This is a genomic window from Pantoea rwandensis, assembly GCF_000759475.1.
In the GTDB taxonomy this organism is placed as follows: Bacteria; Pseudomonadota; Gammaproteobacteria; order Enterobacterales; family Enterobacteriaceae; genus Pantoea; species Pantoea rwandensis_B.
Window position 1 is genome coordinate 2,181,211 of the sequence record NZ_CP009454.1, and the last position, 17,747, is coordinate 2,198,957.

The 17,747-nt window shown below is 50.3% G+C and carries 13 protein-coding genes, 1 tRNA gene and 1 pseudogene; 14 read left to right on the forward strand and 1 reads right to left on the reverse strand.

Annotated features, from left to right (window positions below):
* The first annotated feature begins 298 nt into the window (after positions 1-298).
* The 5 genes and pseudogenes from LH22_RS09920 to LH22_RS09940 all read left to right on the forward strand — a co-directional run bounded on the left by LH22_RS09920 (position 299) and on the right by LH22_RS09940 (position 4,727).
* Positions 299-664, forward strand: a complete 366-nt coding sequence (locus LH22_RS09920) for a hypothetical protein (RefSeq protein ID WP_081946724.1) — start codon at positions 299-301, stop codon at positions 662-664.
* A 273-nt stretch (positions 665-937) separates the two neighbouring features.
* Positions 938-1,780, forward strand: a pseudogene (locus LH22_RS09925) (RHS repeat-associated core domain-containing protein); the annotation flags it as partial.
* A 371-nt stretch (positions 1,781-2,151) separates the two neighbouring features.
* Entirely contained in the window at positions 2,152-2,541 is a 390-nt protein-coding gene (locus LH22_RS09930) for a hypothetical protein (RefSeq protein WP_038646189.1), read from the forward strand.
* A gap of 819 nt (positions 2,542-3,360) precedes the next feature.
* The gene (locus LH22_RS09935; RefSeq protein ID WP_038646192.1) at positions 3,361-3,843 is read left to right on the forward strand and encodes an Hcp family type VI secretion system effector; all 483 of its coding nucleotides are present in this window, start codon (positions 3,361-3,363) and stop codon (positions 3,841-3,843) included.
* Between the two features lie 17 nt (positions 3,844-3,860).
* The gene (locus LH22_RS09940) at positions 3,861-4,727 is read left to right on the forward strand and encodes a hypothetical protein (protein WP_038646194.1); all 867 of its coding nucleotides are present in this window, start codon (positions 3,861-3,863) and stop codon (positions 4,725-4,727) included.
* Positions 4,728-5,319: 592 nt separating this feature from the next.
* Here the strand turns inward: LH22_RS09940 and LH22_RS09945 are convergent.
* A tRNA-Asn gene (locus tag LH22_RS09945) sits at positions 5,320-5,395 on the reverse strand.
* Positions 5,396-5,902: 507 nt separating this feature from the next.
* Between LH22_RS09945 and LH22_RS09950 the strand changes: the two genes are divergently transcribed.
* From LH22_RS09950 to LH22_RS09990, 9 genes are all read left to right on the forward strand, one after another.
* Positions 5,903-6,826, forward strand: a complete 924-nt coding sequence (locus LH22_RS09950) for a sugar ABC transporter substrate-binding protein (protein ID WP_038646195.1) — start codon at positions 5,903-5,905, stop codon at positions 6,824-6,826.
* A gap of 32 nt (positions 6,827-6,858) precedes the next feature.
* Positions 6,859-8,343, forward strand: a complete 1,485-nt coding sequence (locus LH22_RS09955) for a sugar ABC transporter ATP-binding protein (RefSeq protein WP_034824628.1) — start codon at positions 6,859-6,861, stop codon at positions 8,341-8,343.
* Positions 8,344-8,357: 14 nt separating this feature from the next.
* Positions 8,358-9,389: an ABC transporter permease gene (locus LH22_RS09960; protein WP_038646197.1), complete on the forward strand. Its 1,032-nt coding sequence runs from the start codon at positions 8,358-8,360 to the stop codon at positions 9,387-9,389.
* 680 nt (positions 9,390-10,069) lie between these two features.
* The gene (gene nac / locus LH22_RS09965; RefSeq protein WP_038646198.1) at positions 10,070-10,987 is read left to right on the forward strand and encodes a nitrogen assimilation transcriptional regulator NAC; all 918 of its coding nucleotides are present in this window, start codon (positions 10,070-10,072) and stop codon (positions 10,985-10,987) included.
* Between the two features lie 186 nt (positions 10,988-11,173).
* Complete coding sequence (gene cbl / locus LH22_RS09970) at positions 11,174-12,133, forward strand: HTH-type transcriptional regulator Cbl (protein ID WP_034824622.1); 960 nt, start codon at positions 11,174-11,176, stop codon at positions 12,131-12,133.
* Between the two features lie 264 nt (positions 12,134-12,397).
* A complete protein-coding gene (locus tag LH22_RS09975) occupies positions 12,398-13,855 on the forward strand; it encodes an NAD-dependent succinate-semialdehyde dehydrogenase (protein WP_038650018.1) in 1,458 nt (485 codons plus the stop codon).
* Between the two features lie 423 nt (positions 13,856-14,278).
* Positions 14,279-15,748: an aldehyde dehydrogenase family protein gene (locus LH22_RS09980; RefSeq protein WP_038646200.1), complete on the forward strand. Its 1,470-nt coding sequence runs from the start codon at positions 14,279-14,281 to the stop codon at positions 15,746-15,748.
* Between the two features lie 32 nt (positions 15,749-15,780).
* Positions 15,781-16,449: a haloacid dehalogenase type II gene (locus tag LH22_RS09985; RefSeq protein ID WP_038646202.1), complete on the forward strand. Its 669-nt coding sequence runs from the start codon at positions 15,781-15,783 to the stop codon at positions 16,447-16,449.
* Positions 16,450-16,463: 14 nt separating this feature from the next.
* A complete protein-coding gene (locus LH22_RS09990) occupies positions 16,464-17,741 on the forward strand; it encodes an NAD(P)/FAD-dependent oxidoreductase (RefSeq protein WP_038646204.1) in 1,278 nt (425 codons plus the stop codon).
* Positions 17,742-17,747 lie beyond the last annotated feature (6 nt).

The following is a 17,747-nucleotide window of genomic DNA, read 5'->3' on the forward strand; positions in this document are numbered from 1 at the left end:
CGGTTAGTGCCATTTAGAAAATTGCTCGTTGCGGGATGTAAGATGAAGGATCAATAAAATAAATGTATGGCTCGGACATTTTTTGTCGAGATATCGAGCAGGTTGTTAGGCAGAGATTATGTAATTTGTGGTCAGAAATTTTGGGTGATTAAATGAATATCCAATCTGATGAGCATATGGGACCAATCGTTTTTGTTAATGATACACTTTTTCTCTAGGGAACGAATGAATCTCTTATTAATTATGATGTTGTTTTGGAACTAAACAAAGCTAAAGAATTGCTTTTTTTTGACAAAATTTGAGTGATCCATACCTGAATTGGAGTGATTTTTTCTCCACATTGATTTCTGATCTAATTCTTGATAAAGATTACAAAAAATCCCAAAGGGAAATATTGGATAGGTCAAAAAGACTAAAGGAGGATGCTCTTAAGAATAATATTCGCAAGAGAAAGGCATTTCTACTGAGAAAGAAAAATGGATTGATAGATAATGGCGATTATGATTCATTTGTCAATGAAGTTACTGATGAAGCTATTCATATGCTTAACTGGTTGGCAACGCAAAGATATCTTAATGGGTATTTAGAAGGGACAATGCTGGAAGAAATTTTTTCAATTTTCAAAAAAGGATGTATGCCATGTGGAGTTAACAGGGATCGATGAACACTCTCAGTTTTCAACCCGATTGTGTTGAAAACTTATTAACAGATTATTATTCATCTATTCTACTAGCGGTTGCCCGTCTAGACCGTATTGCGTCAGACTGATCATCATCTCCTTCATTAAGAGCTAATGAAGGATAAAAACTTTAAATCGATCTTTTAATGAAGACGAAAGATTGCCTAGGATGGCGATAGTGCCTCGAATGATATTTTCTTACTTGGTTCTTGAGATCTTACCGGTTAGCCAGATCGTGACCGAGGGGGCACGTTCTAAGCAGGGAAACACAGCCAGTCACTGTGGGGCTACGATGCGGCGGGCAGAATGACGCGCAGCATTCAGCCGGACGGCGAGGAACGTTTCTGGTATGACGCGGCGGATAACCGCACCGGCGAAGATCTGCACCCGGTGTGGAATAATCTGCTGAAGCGTCTCGAGGGTATCCGCTGGGAATACGACGGTTTTGGTCGTATGACGGAACGGCACGACACCCGGCGCGGTATTGTGCAGCGCTTTCATTACGACGATGAACACCGCATACGTGAGGTGCTTATAGAGGGTGATGCCGACTACACCCGCGCGCAGTATCAGTATGATGCGCTGGGGCGCCGCACCGGCAAGCAGGTCTGGCGGCGTCATGCTGTGAAGCCGGAATGCACGCACTACTCGTGGTCCGGCATGCAGATGGTGGGTGAGCACAGCGACAGCAAACCCGATGCCGCAGTGCAGTATGTCTATGCAGAAAACAGCTACGAACCGATAGCGCGCGTCGACAGCAGTCAGCAGCACGCGGAGGTGTACTGGTATCACACGGAGATGAATGGACTGCCGGACAGGGTAACGGACAAGCGGGGTGACACCGTCTGGCAGGGGGCATTTACCACCTGGGGCCGTACGAAGCGGGAAAGCAGTGGGGTTGACTGGAGAGTGCCGCAGAATCTGCGGTTTCAGGGACAGTACCTTGACCGTGAAACGGGTCTGCACTATAACACTTTCCGGTACTATGACCCGTGCGGTGGGCGTTATACGCAGCTGGACCCTATAGGGTTGATGGGTGGGTTGAACCTGTATGGGTATGTGCCGGATCCGCTGGGCTGGGTGGATCCGCTGGGGTTGAGTCCCTGCAAGCCAACAAAAGTATTGCCTGATGCAGAACAAGGAATCTATAACTATAGGGGGATTCATAAGGGGCACCCTGAATGGGACAATGCATTGAGAGGGAAAGTAGTTCCGGGCAATATAAACTCCAAGCTCTCTGCAGAAGAGCATAATCTTGGTGGTTTCTCTGCAAATAGCCCATACACCTCTTGGACAGATGATCCAAATGTTGCGAGAAGATTCGCAGGAGAAGATGGTGTTATCTTAAGAGTCAAAACAGGTGCACCTAAAGCTGGAGATACTTGGTCATGGGATATATCTGTTGACGATTATTTTGAAAGAGAAATATTACTCAAAGGTATTCGAAGCAATGATGTTGAGGTTTTCTTACCATGAAAAATTCTGATGATATATATTTGTTAAGGAAATTCACTCCGAATGATATAAAGAGTGAGGTTTTTTCTTCGGAGATTATTTTTTTTAAGCATTATCAAAGGAGTAAAGGTGAAGAGCTTCGTGAGCTAATAATTCACATTGAGAATGCTAATTATTCAGGTCTGTCAATTAATGGTGGTGATACTTCTGTTCGCATCTTGACAGAATTTAAAGGTGAAACTATTAGCATTCTGGCAGGAAAAAATAGTGTTTACTTTTTTAAGTTGTATATAAATGAAAATATGGAGGACCTCATTTCATTTATCTTAATTAAGAGAAATAAACGGACAAAAGAAGAATTACAATCGATGGCCAAAAAATTAGGAATCAAAGAGATACCATATTAACGCTAAAAAACCGGAATCGAACTCAGCGATCCTTCCGGCTTTTAAAGGTCAGCCACTGACCTGCGCCAGCAAGGTCTCGATCTGTTGTCGGGTCTGTCTGGCGTCCCGCTTCTGCTGCACATAGCGGGCCACTACATCATTCACACGGGCCGGGCTGAAATCTTCGGATAGCCGCCCATTACCTGCACGCGAATGCGCATACCCATACTCACCTCAAACACCGTCTGAGTCAGTCACTTCCCGGCAATGTTCACCTGCGGCGTGCTCCGGTCTCCCCGGTGCGAGCGGTATCCCAGAACATACTGCCGTTCCCGCTTTGCAGCTTTATCTGCGGTAGTGCCGCGTTCCAGTCACGATAATTTCCTCGCTTAGTTACTATGGAGAGCAGTGATCAAGGTTGTCCACCCTTATTGCCGCGTTAAAACCTGTTCCGATCAGCACGCGCCTTGCAATTATTTCTTCCAGGAAGGCCTAAGCGTTATAGAAATAGCGGATAGAATATTGGATGATGAGCCCATCCATTTATAACAAAAAGACGTATGCGAACTCTACGATCCCTCGGCTTATTATATTTAGCGGTAATAAATCAGAGTGAGTTAGCCCTGTTCAACTTTCACCGTTACCTTCTGTCCGCCTCAAATTAATTCTAGTTCTGTAAAATGTTAATAAACTGATTAGTTGTAATGGTCCTAAGCATGAAAGCTCCTTTTAAGAAATGTCCTAGAATGAGTTAGTGTTGGTCCAAATAGTTGAAATAAAGATTGATTAAGATTATTTATTAATACCGTTAATCATTCTATATAAGCAAAGGAGCCTAATATGGCCGTAGATATGTATCTGAAAGTAGAGGGAGTCAATGGTGAATCTAACGACTCTAACCATACAAACTGGATAGATATTCAGTCCTTTAACTGGGGAGCCAGCCAGCCAGGTAATATGTCAGTAGGTGGTGGCGGGGGCGCAGGCAAGGTTCAGTTCAGCGACTTTGCTGTGCAGGCTTTTATTGATAAAGCTACACCGGCCATTATGAAGTTTTGCGCATCTGGTAAGCATGTTAACAGCGTAGAACTGTCAGTATGTAAAGCCGGAGGCCAAAAAGTTGAATATGCTCGTATAGTACTGGAAGATGTTCTGGTCACTGGCTGTAAATTCACTGGCGTTGGAAGTACCGATAAAATCATGGTCAGTTATTATTTCCAGTCGGCTAAAGCCAACATTCATTACTGGGAACAGTCCGAACAGGGTACGAAAGGTGCAGAGACGCAAGCGGGATGGGATATTAAACAGAATAAAGAAATTTAATTAACGGGGACGGAATTATGGCTGGAATAGCATCCTCTATAACCAACGCTATCTATAATGGCGGTTCATTCAATAGTTCAGAGATGGAACTATTGGTGGATATCATCAATAATACTCATGACGATGATTTATTTAGCTTCGCGAATGATGATGTTGAACAGGCTATGAAAACCTATTCATCACTTCTTGCAAACAGCAGTGGTCGCGCATCTGTAGGAGGTAATGATCTTGAAATGGGGTTGTTATCAAACAGAACTAATCTAGTCATGTCAACGCCAGACAACAAAGATTTTTTTAACAAATATAAATCCGGCAATTCTGACTGGTGGAATCCTTTGAAGGTCAGAGATGTGTACAACAAGTCAGCAAGAGACTATCTCTGGGAGATTTTAGCCCCAATTGGGACCTTTTTGACTTCAGGCAGCACCATTGCCGCGATAATGAGAGAGGTAAGTGTGAGGGTGGCGTTGTACTCTGCCGGTTCAACTTCAGCATTTGTATCGTTATTATTAATCTTGAGATCAAGAAATAAAGATGATCAACTTAAAAATAATAAGGATCTGATGAGCTCATTTAAATCGCTTGCCAAAGCGAAGATTGAGTTAAATAAATCTTATTTAAAGATGGTTTCAAAACTCAGGAATGATTTAGGGCCTCATGTAAAGGATGATAAGAAGCAAGATACTATCGCTAATCTAAATAGTGATTTAGGTTTGTGGAATGCGAGTCCTAATATGAGAAGCTTTGTAAATGGAGGGTTCCTTAATATTTCTGGTGATGCTAATCCTGAGATAAAGATAGAAGGCAATGATTGGTTTATTAAATTTGATGACAGCATGACATTTAGTAAGAACGATGTGGAAATTCTTGAGAGGCTGTCTTAATCACTTGCCATTATCGGTATTAGTTACGGCGCAGTTGCGCATGATATTGTGCGTAATTCGTAAATGCCTTTACAAGTCTCAAATTGTATTCTGCATGCTAAGCTATGGCCAAGAGCAACAGTTTTGGCCTTTTATCCCTCTGCATTTTAGCAAATATCCACAATTCAACACTATTATGTCCAGGACTTGCACCATACTCTAAGCCGGGATCTTCAAACAGATTTTATCGCCAGTGCTTCCCAGTTAAAATCGTCCAAGATATTAAAGGTATAGAATGGTACGCCACGGATCACTTCTGATTTGGCGCATAACGTGTGGCTAGCGGTGCAGGGCTAAGCATCGACAAAATTGCTTACACTTGGAAAGGGACTTCGGTTTCAGCTTGCAGCAGATGCGGTGAGCAAGTTTATTACCTAATCGATCAATATTCGCATGTGATGGGTCTTTGTCTATGTCTATCTGACACCAGATTTGACCACCAATTTTCCCCGATGCGGAGGGTAAAATAAAAGTACATCGGGAAGAGTTTTCACGCTCGCCTGTTGAATCAAAATAATGCAGAAATTCGCAAGGATGCATGAGAACTGGAAATTGGCTCCTCTGACTGGACTCGAACCAGTGACATACGGATTAACAGTCCGCCGTTCTACCGACTGAACTACAGAGGAATCGTGTGAACGAGGCGCATATTAGCGATGCCGATCCCTGTTGTCAAAGCCCTATCGCACACTTCTGGTTTAAGTGCGCGTAAAAGCAGCGGAATGCTGTTTTTCTGCCTTGAACGTTCAGATTTCAAACTGCCAGCAAGATCTCACTTTAAGCGCATTTCCTTTGAGATGTTAGATGCATGTCAAAGTTTTGTTATTTGCCGATTTTAAAACAATCATTTCAGTGCTTTTATGATGAAAATTTCAAATGCTGATCGGATGAAACAAATGAACTGCTTATCATCACGGGTGAAATCAGTTTTGGCGTCTGAAACAGCATTTTGAAAATAACCTTTTGATAAGTAGATAGTTGCAGGAAAGAGCAGTACCGAAACGATAGCGTTAGACCAGAAGCCTTACCTCTACAACCAGATAAATAACGCCAGTGCCGTTGAGTGAATGTAAAAAATATTTTTCATTCGTCGTATCAGCCCAACTGAGCATGTTAACGAATAAGAAGGGTTACCTATGAAATTCAAAAAAGCGTTAGTGACTTCCCTGTTAGCTTGCATGTTACCTGCCGCTGTTATGGCAAAAGACCTTCAGGTAGGCGTCTCTATGGCGCTGTTTGACGATAACTTCCTTACCATTCTGCGCACCGCGATGCAGAAAGAGATGACCAAAGATGGTGTTCAAGGTCAGGTCGAGGATGCGAAAGGCGACGTTTCCCAGCAGCTGCAACAAATTCAGAACTTCATCGGTCAGGGCGTTGACGCCATCATCGTTAACCCGGTGGATACCAATGCGGTTAAACCGCTGATGGATGCGGCTTCTAAAGCGGGTGTGCCACTGATCTTCGTTAACCGCAAACCGGCAGGTGAATTGACCGACAAAATGGCTTACGTCGGCTCTGACTCCGAGCTGGCGGGCCGTCTGCAAATGGAAGCGCTGGCAAAAGCGATGAACGGTAAAGGCAACGTCGCCATTTTGATGGGCGATCTGGCTAACGAATCCACCCGTGACCGCACCAAAGGTGTTGAAGCGGTAGTGGCTAAATACCCGGGCATCAAAGTGGTTCAGAAACAGACCGCGAAATTCACCCGTAACGACGCGGTGGACGTCGTGAGTAACTGGATGACCGCAGGCGATGACATTCAGGCGATTGCGTCTAACAACGATGAAATGGCGATCGGTGCGCTGCAGGCGCTGGGCAAAAACCCGAACCACATCCTGATTGCGGGCGTGGATGGTACGCCGGATGCGTTGCAGATGCTGAAGAACGGCAAGATGGTCGCCACTGTATTCCAGGATGCTAAAGGTCAGGGTGAAGGCGCCGTACAGGCTGCTGTGAAACTGGCGAAAGGCGAGAAATTGGAGAAGGTGATTAACATTCCTTATCAGCTGATCACTAAAGACAACATGGCGCAGTTCGAATCTCGTAACCAGAAATAATCGTTCCCGACTCAGCCGTACGGAGGTGATGTATGACCGCTTTTGCGCTTGAAGCCGAAGGCATCAGCAAGTTCTTCCCCGGAGTGAAGGCACTCGACAATGTCTCACTACGCATTAAACCGGGGTCGGTACATGCCCTGATGGGTGAAAATGGCGCGGGCAAATCCACTTTAATGAAATGCCTTATCGGGATGTATCGTCCCGATAAGGGCACCATTCGCATTAAAGGGGAGCCGGTGCAGTTTCAGGACACCATGGATGCGCTGCGTTCTGGCATTTCCATGATCCACCAGGAACTGAATCTGGTGCCTTACATGACTGTGGCTGAGAACATCTGGCTCGGTCGCGAACCGATGAAGTACGGCTTTGTTGACCACGCGTTGCTGAACAAGCAAACGCAGGAATTACTCAACAAACTTAATATCCGTTTAAAAGCCGATCGTATGGTTGGCGAGCTGAGTATCGCTGCTCAGCAGATGGTGGAAATTGCCAAAGCGGTGTCGTGGAACTCCGACATTGTGATTATGGACGAACCGACCTCGGCACTGACGGAAACCGAAGTGGCGCATCTCTTCACCATTATCCGCGACCTGCGTGCACAGGGTAAAGCCATCATCTATATCAGCCACAAGATGGATGAAATCTTTACCATCACCGATGAGATCAGCATCTTCCGTGACGGAACATGGGTGGGCAGCAACAGCACCTCTGAATTTACTCGTCAGTCATTAATTACCCAGATGGTGGGCCGTGAACTGACGCAGCTGTTCCCGAAATTCAATGGTGAGATCGGTGAAGAAGTGCTGACGGTGCGCAACCTCACCTGTAAAGACCGTTTCACCGATATCAACTTCACGGTACGCAAGGGTGAAATCCTCGGCGTTGCCGGCCTGGTCGGAGCGGGTCGCAGTGAGGTAATGGAAAGTTTGTTCGGTATGGAAAGCTTCGACAGCGGTGAAGTGCTGATCGATGGCGTACCGGTCAAAATTGATTCGCCTTCCACGGCGATAGAGAAGGGCATGGCGTTCCTGACCGAGGACCGTAAAAAGTCCGGCTTATTCCTGGTGTTGTCGGTGATGGAGAACATGAGCATCGTCAACATGCCGGATTATGTCAGTAAAGCCGGTTTCGTTAGCCACATGAAGATGGCGCAGGACTGCATGGAGCAGATCCGCAAGCTCAATATTAAAACGCCGACCATGGATCAGATCATCAACAACCTCAGTGGCGGTAATCAGCAGAAGGTGTTGATTGCGCGCTGGCTGCTGGCGCAACCTAAGATTCTGATCCTCGATGAACCGACGCGCGGTATTGACGTCGGGGCAAAAGCCGAGATTTACCGCTTAATCAGCGAACTGGCGAACCGTGGCGTGGCCATCATTATGGTCTCGTCTGAGTTGCCGGAAATTCTGGGCATGAGCGACCGCGTGATGGTTATGCACGGCGGACGTATAACTGGCATCCTCGATAAAGAAGAGGCCAATCAGGAAACCATTTTGTCGTTGGCATCCGAGTGAGGCGCGAGACATCTATGAGCAACGTAAAAATTACGGCCCCGCAGGCCGCGGAATCGACATCCTTCTTTGGCAATCTGCGCCATAAGCTGCCGAAAGATACCGGCATCTTTGTGGTGATGTTAGGTATTGCCCTAATCTTTGAAATTGCAGGCTGGTACGTACGTGACCAATCTTTCCTGCTCAACACCAACCGTCTGGTTTTAATTGTGTTACAGGTGGCGATCATCGGCATTATCGCGGTGGGTGTGACGCAAGTCATCATCACCACGGGGATTGACCTGTCGTCTGGTTCGGTGATTGCACTGACCGCGGTGGTGGCGGCCAGCCTGGCACAAACCTCTGACAGCCTGACACCGATGTATCCTTCTCTGGTGAACCTGCCCGCAGTCATTCCGATTGTGGCGGGGATCGGCGTAGGTCTGCTGTGCGGGGTAATGAACGGTTTCCTGATTACCAAAACCGGTATCCCGCCTTTTATCGCGACACTGGGCATGATGGTGTCGGCGCGTGGTCTGGCGCAGTACTACACGCAAGGTAACCCGATCAGCTTCCTGTCAGATGGCTTTACCTCCATCGGCCAGGGTGCAATGCCGGTGATTATCTTCCTGGTGGTGGCCTTCCTGTTCCATATCGCTCTGAAGCATACGCGTTACGGTAAGTATGTGTATGCCATTGGCGGCAACATGACCTCGGCCAAAGTGTCAGGGATTAACGTCAATAAATACCTGATCATCGTCTATACCATTGCCGGTGCGCTCTCTGGTCTGGCGGGTGTGGTGCTGGCGGCGCGCGTCAGTAGCGGCCAGTCAAGTATGGGTATGGCGTACGAGCTGGATGCGATTGCCGCAGCCGTTATCGGCGGTAGCAGCCTGATGGGCGGCGTGGGCCGTATTACCGGCACGCTGATTGGTGCGGTGATTCTGGGTCTGATTAAGAGTGGATTCACCTTCGTCGGTGTGGATGCTTACGTGCAGGACATCATTAAAGGCATCATTATCGTTGCCGCAGTCTCCATCGATATGCATCGCAACCGCAAAAAACGCTGATACGCGTCGTCCTTCGCGCTGTAACTGCGTTGGCTACGCTTGTTCACCCCGGTCACATAGTGGCCTATGCTCCCGGGGATGAACAATCTTGCCGCCTTGTTACAGCGCGAATGACTTAGCGTATCTGCTTTTTTTGGAGTGGGTTGCACAACAATTCATTTTTACGTTCATCTCCATCCGTTATCTGTATATCCCATGCTGAACGGCCTTTTCAGTTTTACAGCGCGAATGAGTGAACATATCGCCTTGAGCGTGCTGGAATCAAAACTCCGCTTCTTGAGTTCTGTCACGCTTTAGCTGCCTTGCCTCACAATAAGTTTTCCCACTGGTTGATCCTGTTCCTTTCCCCGCGTTTGCTTTCGTTCTGACCGTTTTTGGTCACTTTCTGCGACTTCTGCACCACTACAACGCTTTGGGTCATCACTTTTTTGCACATCTGCCACGCAATTTACGCACCATGGTGGTGCATTCTGATTCGTTTTTAATCACTCTGCGTCATGCGCTCAGCTTATTAACTCTTAAGAGGTAATCAGAAAGGCTTATTTTCCGTGCCGTTAGGAATATTCTGGCACTGCTTTTTCACGCTTCGAATAAACCTGGCCTGCATATTGCAACTTCATGAACACAAGCCAGCAGGCTGAGACACCCAAACGGGTTATTCGGGGATTGACGGAGGCAATATGAATTTAAGACGACTGAAGTACTTTGTAAAAATCGTCGATATCGGCAGCCTGACTCAGGCAGCAGAAGTGCTGCACATCGCGCAGCCTGCGCTTAGCCAGCAAGTTGCGACGCTGGAAAACGAACTCGATCAGCAGTTGCTGATTCGCACCAAACGTGGCGTAACGCCAACCGAGGCGGGCAAAATTCTTTATGCTCATGCTCGTACTATTCTGCGCCAGTGCGAACAGGCGCAAACGGCCGTCATCAACGCGGGCCAGGCGTTAAATGGCCAGGTATCAATTGGTCTGGCACCGGGCACCGCCGCTTCATCGCTGACGATGCCGCTGTTGCAAACGGTGCGTGAACAATTCCCGGATGTACTGGTGTATCTGCATGAGAACAGCGGCACCTCTTTAAATGAAAAAGTGATGAACGGCCAGTTGGATATGGCGGTGCTGTATGACCGTGCTCCGACAGCCGGCATTAATAGCATTCCATTAATGAAAGAAGAGTTGTATCTGTTCGGCGCGACCGCATGCCCGGGCGCTACCGTTGATCTCGCCGACGTGGCGCAGATGAATCTGTTCTTGCCGCGTGATTACAGCGCGGTGCGCAAACGTGTTGATGAAGCTTTCTCTCTGCGTCGTCTGAGCGCAAAAATTATCGGTGAAATCGAGTCAATCTCAACCCTGACCGCCGCGGTTTCCAGCGGCATGGGCGTAACCGTTCTGCCGGAATCAGCGGCTCGCGCCCTGGTGAGTTCAACTCACGCGTGGATGGCACGTATTAATAGCCCATCGCTGAATCTGCCGCTCTCGCTGAATATCTCTGCGCGCCTGCCACTGTCACCTTCCGCGCAGGCAGTGAAAAACATCCTGCTGTCACTGCTAAATAAGCCAATGACGGAAGAACGCGAGTTGATGCTGGTCGGTTAATCCCTTCTTCTTTACCCCAGCTATCTACGGCTGGGGTAAAGCCTTCACGGTTAAACACCCGCAAACGCGTCGAGATATCACCCCCCTTATTACTATTCCGCATAACACACCGTTTTTTATTATTTCCTGCAATGACACCAACTTCATAACATGGACGAAACAGGGCAGGGTACAGGAGAAAAGGGTGTGAATTTCCAGCAACTTAAAATTATACGTGAAGCAGCACGTTGCGAATTCAACCTGACAGAAGTGGCGAACACGCTGTTTACCTCACAATCTGGGGTCAGCCGCCATATTCGCGATCTGGAAGATGAACTCGGCGTGGAGATCTTCATCCGTCGCGGCAAGCGACTGTTGGGCATGACGGAACCAGGCAAGGCGCTGTTAACTATTGCTGAACGCATTCTTGATGAAGCAGGCAAAGTGCGTCGCCTGGCGGATGTGTTTACCAATGAAACCAGCGGCGTGCTGACGATTGCCACCACGCATACGCAGGCCCGCTATAGTCTGCCGCGTGTGATCAAAGCATTCCGACAGCTCTATCCTAATGTTCGTCTTGAACTCAATCAGGGTTCGCCGCAGGAAATTGTGGCCATGCTGCTGGCGGGTGAAGCGGATATTGGTATTGCCTCCGAGCAACTGGTGAACAACAGCAGCCTCGCGGCATTCCCGTGGTTTAGCTGGCATCACTCATTGTTAGTGCCGCATGATCATGAATTGCTGCAGCATCAGCCGGTGACGCTGGCCAGTTTGAGCCGCCATCCGCTGATCACTTATCGTCAGGGGATCACCGGTCGCTCACGTGTTGACCGCGCGTTCCAGGCGGCGGGCATCAAGCCGGATATCGTGCTTAGCGCGCAGGATTCTGATGTCGTGAAAACCTATGTTGAGCTGGGTCTCGGCGTCGGCATTCTGGCTGATCAGGCATGTGACATCTATGAGGGTGAGGATTTGGTGAAAATTGACACTCATCATCTGTTTGATGCCAACACCGTCTGGCTGGGATTGAAGCGTGGCCAGCTGCAACGCAATTACGTCTGGCAGTTTCTGGAACTGTGTAATGCCAATCTGTCGCTGGAAGAGATTAAGCGTCAGGCGCTCTCTTATGAAACGGAGTCTGAACCCGCTATCGATTTCCAGATTTAAGCCACAGGTCGCCATGAAGGGTGACCCAACATTCCCCGTAGGGTGCGCATTCATGCGCACCTGGCCACAAACCTCACCGTAAACGACGACGCATTCATGCGCACCTGGCCACAAATCGCACCGTAATTGATGACGCATTCGGTGCAGCATAAAATTTCTTTTGTCGCCTTAAAACGCATCCCAGCCCAGTTTCCACCCCGTAGAAAAACATCCTGCACTGCTGCGCCACGTTACAGTGAAATGAACAGGATAAAGGGGATGAAAATGTCGCGGATACAATTAAAAGATGCAGAGCTGTTGCGCCAACAGGCGCTGTTTGGTGGACGCTGGCAAGACGCTCACGCGGGCGCCACGCTGCCGGTCATCGATCCCTCCACTCAACAGCAGATTGCGACTATTCCGGCACTGGGTGTAGCCGAAACCGAGCAGGCGATAGATTATGCCGAGTCGGTGCGCGTTAGCTGGGGCAAAACCCCGAATGCATCGCGCGCCGCGCTGTTGGATAAGTGGCATCAGCTGATTCTCGATAATGCGGACGATCTGGCGATCATCATGACCGCCGAGCAGGGCAAGCCGCTGGCAGAAGCGAAAGGCGAGGTGTTATACGGCGCCAGCTTTGTGAAGTGGTTCGCTGAAGAGGCGCGCCGCATTTATGGCGATACCATTCCGGCGCCCAGCGAAGACCGCCGCATTCTGGTTCTGAAACAGCCCGTTGGCGTGGCCGCCGCGATCACACCGTGGAATTTCCCGATTGCGATGATTACCCGCAAAGTGGCACCTGCACTGGCCGCCGGTTGCCCGATCATCGTGAAACCTTCTGAACTGACACCGCTGTCGGCCCTGGCACTGGCGGTGCTGGCAGAGCGGGCAGGTTTTCCCTCGGGCGTGCTCCAGGTGCTCACCGGATTGCCGACCGAAATCGGCAGCACACTGACCGCCAGCCGCACGGTACGCAAAATCTCCTTTACTGGATCCACTCGCGTTGGCCAGTTGCTGATGCAACAAAGTGCCGACAGCATCAAACGCCTGAGCCTTGAACTGGGCGGCAATGCCCCTTTGATCGTGTTTGATGATGCCGATCTCGATGTCACCATTCCCGGTGTGATGGCGAGTAAATTCCGTAATGCCGGGCAGACTTGCGTCTGTGCCAACCGCATTTTGGTGCAACGCGGCATCTATGAGCGTTTCAGCGAGAAACTCATTGAGGCAGTGGCAACCCTTAAAGTGGGGGATGGCTTTGAACCCAGTAGCACGATTGGGCCACTGATTAACGATCGCGCTGTTGAGAAAGTGAACAGTCATATTGATGATGCGCTTAGCCAGGGCGCCACCTTACTGCGTGGCGGGATCAGTGCAGCGAATGGCACCTTTGTTGAACCGACCGTGTTGGGTAATGTCACCAGCAGTATGCGTATTGCGCATGAAGAAACCTTCGGCCCGGTCGCACCGCTTTTTGTCTTCGATACGGAAGAGGAAGCGATACGCATGGCGAATGACACACCTTATGGATTGGGCGCTTATTTCTTTACGGAGAATATACGCCGAGCCTGGCGCGTGGCGGAATCATTAGAGTTTGGCATGGTCGGTTTTAATACCGGTGCGATTTCATTAGATGCGGCCCCCTTTGGCGGAATTAAATTATCAGGATTAGGACGTGAAGGTTCTCGCTATGGTATTGAAGAGTATCTTGAGCAGAAAACGTTTCATATGGGCAGTTTATAAATACAGCAATGCGCGTTAAATCGTGCCGCTACAAATAGGTAGCCGTGCAATTTATTGCGCATAATGACTTTCATCATCAATTTCATAATCAGCGCCGGCGGCCTCAGGTTCCCGGCGCTGTTTTATTTTGTGCGCACCGTCATAATTTTCCGGCTCATCACCGTTTTAGTGCAAGTTTCGTGCGAGCTGCACCGTAGGGATGCACGAATTTTGTGAAGTAAATCATCTGTTTATTCCTTCGGCAATTCCGCAAATTTTCCCTCTCCAATACGGCAGAAAATTTTTCTGGACTGTTTTTTACGCATTTTTATTTTTTACTGGGCTGGCATACTTTCTGCATTAGCTTATTAACGTGACAGATAAATGCAGTGCAAATCGTTAATTGGCGCACATGTGATGGGTGTAACAAATAAGGAATTTTCCATGTTAAGTTTCGACCCTGAAAAAGTTTCTCTCCCGATTGGCCATTATATTGGTGGCCAGCATGTCACCACCCAGGGCGCACGTTTCGCCGTAAAACGGCCGTCTGATGGCAAAGTCTATGCCGAGCTGAGCGAAGCCCAGGCCAGTGATGTTGATCGGGCTGTCACCCTGGCTCATGAAGCGCTAAAAACCAGTGGCTGGCGCAGCTGCCCACCACGGCAACGTGGCAAAGTGTTACGCCGCTGGGCGGATTTGATTGAAAGCGATCCGTTACTGGCTCAGCTCGAAGCGTTAGGGTCGACGCGGCCGATCAGCGATGTGGTACAGCATGAAATTCCGTTTACCGCAGAGGCCATCCGTTTCTACGCCGAGTGCGCAGACAAATACAGTGGCGATCTATTTCCGACGCAGGAAAGCAGCCTCGGCATGCTGATTTCGGAGCCGTACGGCGTGATTGGCGCGATTACTCCGTGGAATTTCCCGCTGTCGATGGCGTCATGGAAATGCGGCCCAGCACTGGCAGCAGGTAATGCGGTGGTGCTGAAACCTTCGGAGCTGACACCTTTCTCTACGGTGCGCATGGCAGAACTGGCGGTGCAGGCCGGTTTACCAGCGGGCATTCTGAATATTGTGCAGGGCAGTGGCGCAGTGACCGGCAGCGCGCTGGTCACCCATCCGCTGGTGCGCAAAGTCTCGTTTACCGGTTCCACTGTGACGGGCGCTCGCATCATGAGTGACGCAGCACAGCATGGCATGAAGCCTGTCACGCTGGAGTTAGGGGGTAAAAGCCCACAGTTGGTGTTCGATGATGCGGGCGATATCGATGTGCTGGCACAGCGCATCCTGCGCGGCTTCACCGCCAACGGAGGACAGGCATGCGTCGCGGGTACTCGCCTAATTGTGCAACGTGGCATCGCTCAACCGCTGCTGGATCGCCTGGTGGCGCTGTGTCAGCAGCCGCAGCCAGGTGTCACCTGGCAAGACAGCAGCCGTTATGCGCCGCTGATCGATGAGCGCCAGGGCAACAAGGTGGCATCAGTGATTGCTGAAGCCAAAGCGCAGGGCGCGGAAGTGTTAGTGGGCGGTGAGCGTTTTGCCGACACCGATGGCGGGTGGTTCTGGCAACCGACCTTGCTGTGTGGTGTGGCGACAGACAACCCAGCCGTACAGCAAGAGATTTTTGGCCCGGTGCTGACCGTGCAGGAGTTCGACAGCGAAGAGGAAGGTCTGGCGCTGGCCGCGCATGAGACTTACGGATTGTGTGCGGGCGTGCATACGCTGAGCCTGCCGCGTGCCATGCGAGCGATGCGTGCCATCGAATCTGGCACCGTATGGATCAACCGTTATGGCCGCTCCGGTGATTTTATTATTCCTACTGGAGGCTTCCTTGGCTCTGGTATTGGCAAGGATCTGGGACGTCAGGCATTTCAGGCCTGTCAGCGCCAGAAGAGTGTATTAATCGATTTTTAAATTCACGTATCAGACAACGACGAGGTCGCGTCATGGCACTGTTTAAACCGAAATTCATCACCTTTGATTGCTACGGCACCCTGATTAACTTTGACATGGCGGGAGCGGCTGAACGCTGCTTTAAGGATCGTGTATCCCCGCAGGAGATGCTCGCATTCACCACCGATTTCGCCATCTATCGCCGCGATGAGGTGCTGGGAGCGTGGAAGCCTTACTACGATGTGGTGAGTGATGCATTGCAGCGCACCTGCAAAAAATGGGGCGTGCAGTGGAGCCAGGCAGACAGTGATTTTATCTACACCGATTGCGCCACCTGGGGACCGCACCCCGATGTGCCGGCTGGGCTGGCAAAAGTGGCGAAAGAGTTTCCGCTGGTGTTGCTCACCAACTCTATGAACGATTTGATTCCGCACCATGTGCCGCGTCTCGGTGCACCGATCCACATGACCATCACCGCGGAAGAAGTGGGTGCGTATAAGCCACAGATGAAAGGCTTCGAGTACATGCTGGACAAGTTGAATTGTGGTCCGGAAGAGATCCTGCACGTTTCGTCGAGCCTGCGCTATGACCTGATGACCTGCTACGACATGGGCATCAAAAACAAAGTGTGGGTCAATCGCGGTCACGATCCGGCCAACCCAGCGTATGAATACACCGAGATTAAAGACATCGGCGGTCTGCCCGCTGTGGTTGGACTCTAAGCCCGGAGGCGGCGATGAAACTCGAATCATTCTGGCAAGCCACCGCACCGGAATTTACCGGCGCAGCGAGCGGCGCACTGCCGACGGTTGCGGATGTGGTGGTGATTGGCGGCGGATTTACCGGCATCTCAACCGCGCTGAATCTCGCACGACAGGGTATCAACGTGGTGGTGCTGGAAAGTGGCAACGTGATGAGTCAGGCCTCCGCGCGTAACGGTGGGCACTGCAATACCGGCGTGTCGCAAAACTTTGCTTCGTTGGTGGCCAGCCAGGGGATCGAACAAGCCAGTCGCTTCTACCGTGCTTTTGACGACGCCGTGAGTTATGTCCAGCAACTGGTGCGGGAAGAGCAGATTGATTGTGATTTTCGCCTGTGCGGCAAGCTCAAGCTCGCCAGCAAAGCGTCGCATTTCCCCGGGCTGCGCAGCGCATGGCAACTGATGCGTGACACCGTTGACCCGGAAATCGAGTTGATCAGTAAAGATGAGATTCGCCGTGAAGTGGGCAGCGATGCCTTTCACGGTGGCTTACTGCAAAAACGTGGTGGCCAGATGCATATGGGCAAGTTCGGCATGGGTCTCGCCAATGCGGCGGCCCGCGCGGGAGCGAAGATCTTTCCGCATCACGCGGTGACCGGCTTGACGCGTCTGGATGGCTACCGTCATCGCGTCACCACCGCCAGGGGCGAGATCATCGCGGAAAAAGTCATGATGGCCACCGGCGTATCGAATGAAGGGCCATTCCCGTGGTTCCAGCGCCGCATCGTGCCGGTAGGCAGCTTTATCGTGGTGACTGAACCGCTGGGTGATGCGCTGATTGAACAAGTGCTGCCCAAAGATCGCACCTACGTCACCTCGCTGAACATCGGCAACTACTTCCGTACTACTGCCGATCGTCGCCTGGTGTTTGGGGGGCGCGCACGTTTTGCCGTCAGCAATCCGACCTCGGATACGCGCAGCGGCGAAGTGTTGCGCGCCGCGATGACCGCGCTGTTCCCGCAGCTGGGCAAATCGCGCATCGATTACTGCTGGGGCGGCATGGTGGATATGACGTCCGATCGCCTGCCGCATGCGGGTGAGCACGATGGCGTGTTCTATTCACTGGGTTACAGCGGCCATGGCACACAGATGTCGGTGTGGATGGGGCGGGTGATGGCGGATTTACTGGCAGAAAAACGTAACGAAAACCCCTGGCAGCGCGATGCATGGCCTGCGCTGCCAGGTTACCACGGGAAACCCTGGTTTTTGCCTCTCGCGGGGCTGTATTACAAGGCTAAGGATCGGCTCTCCTGATAGTTA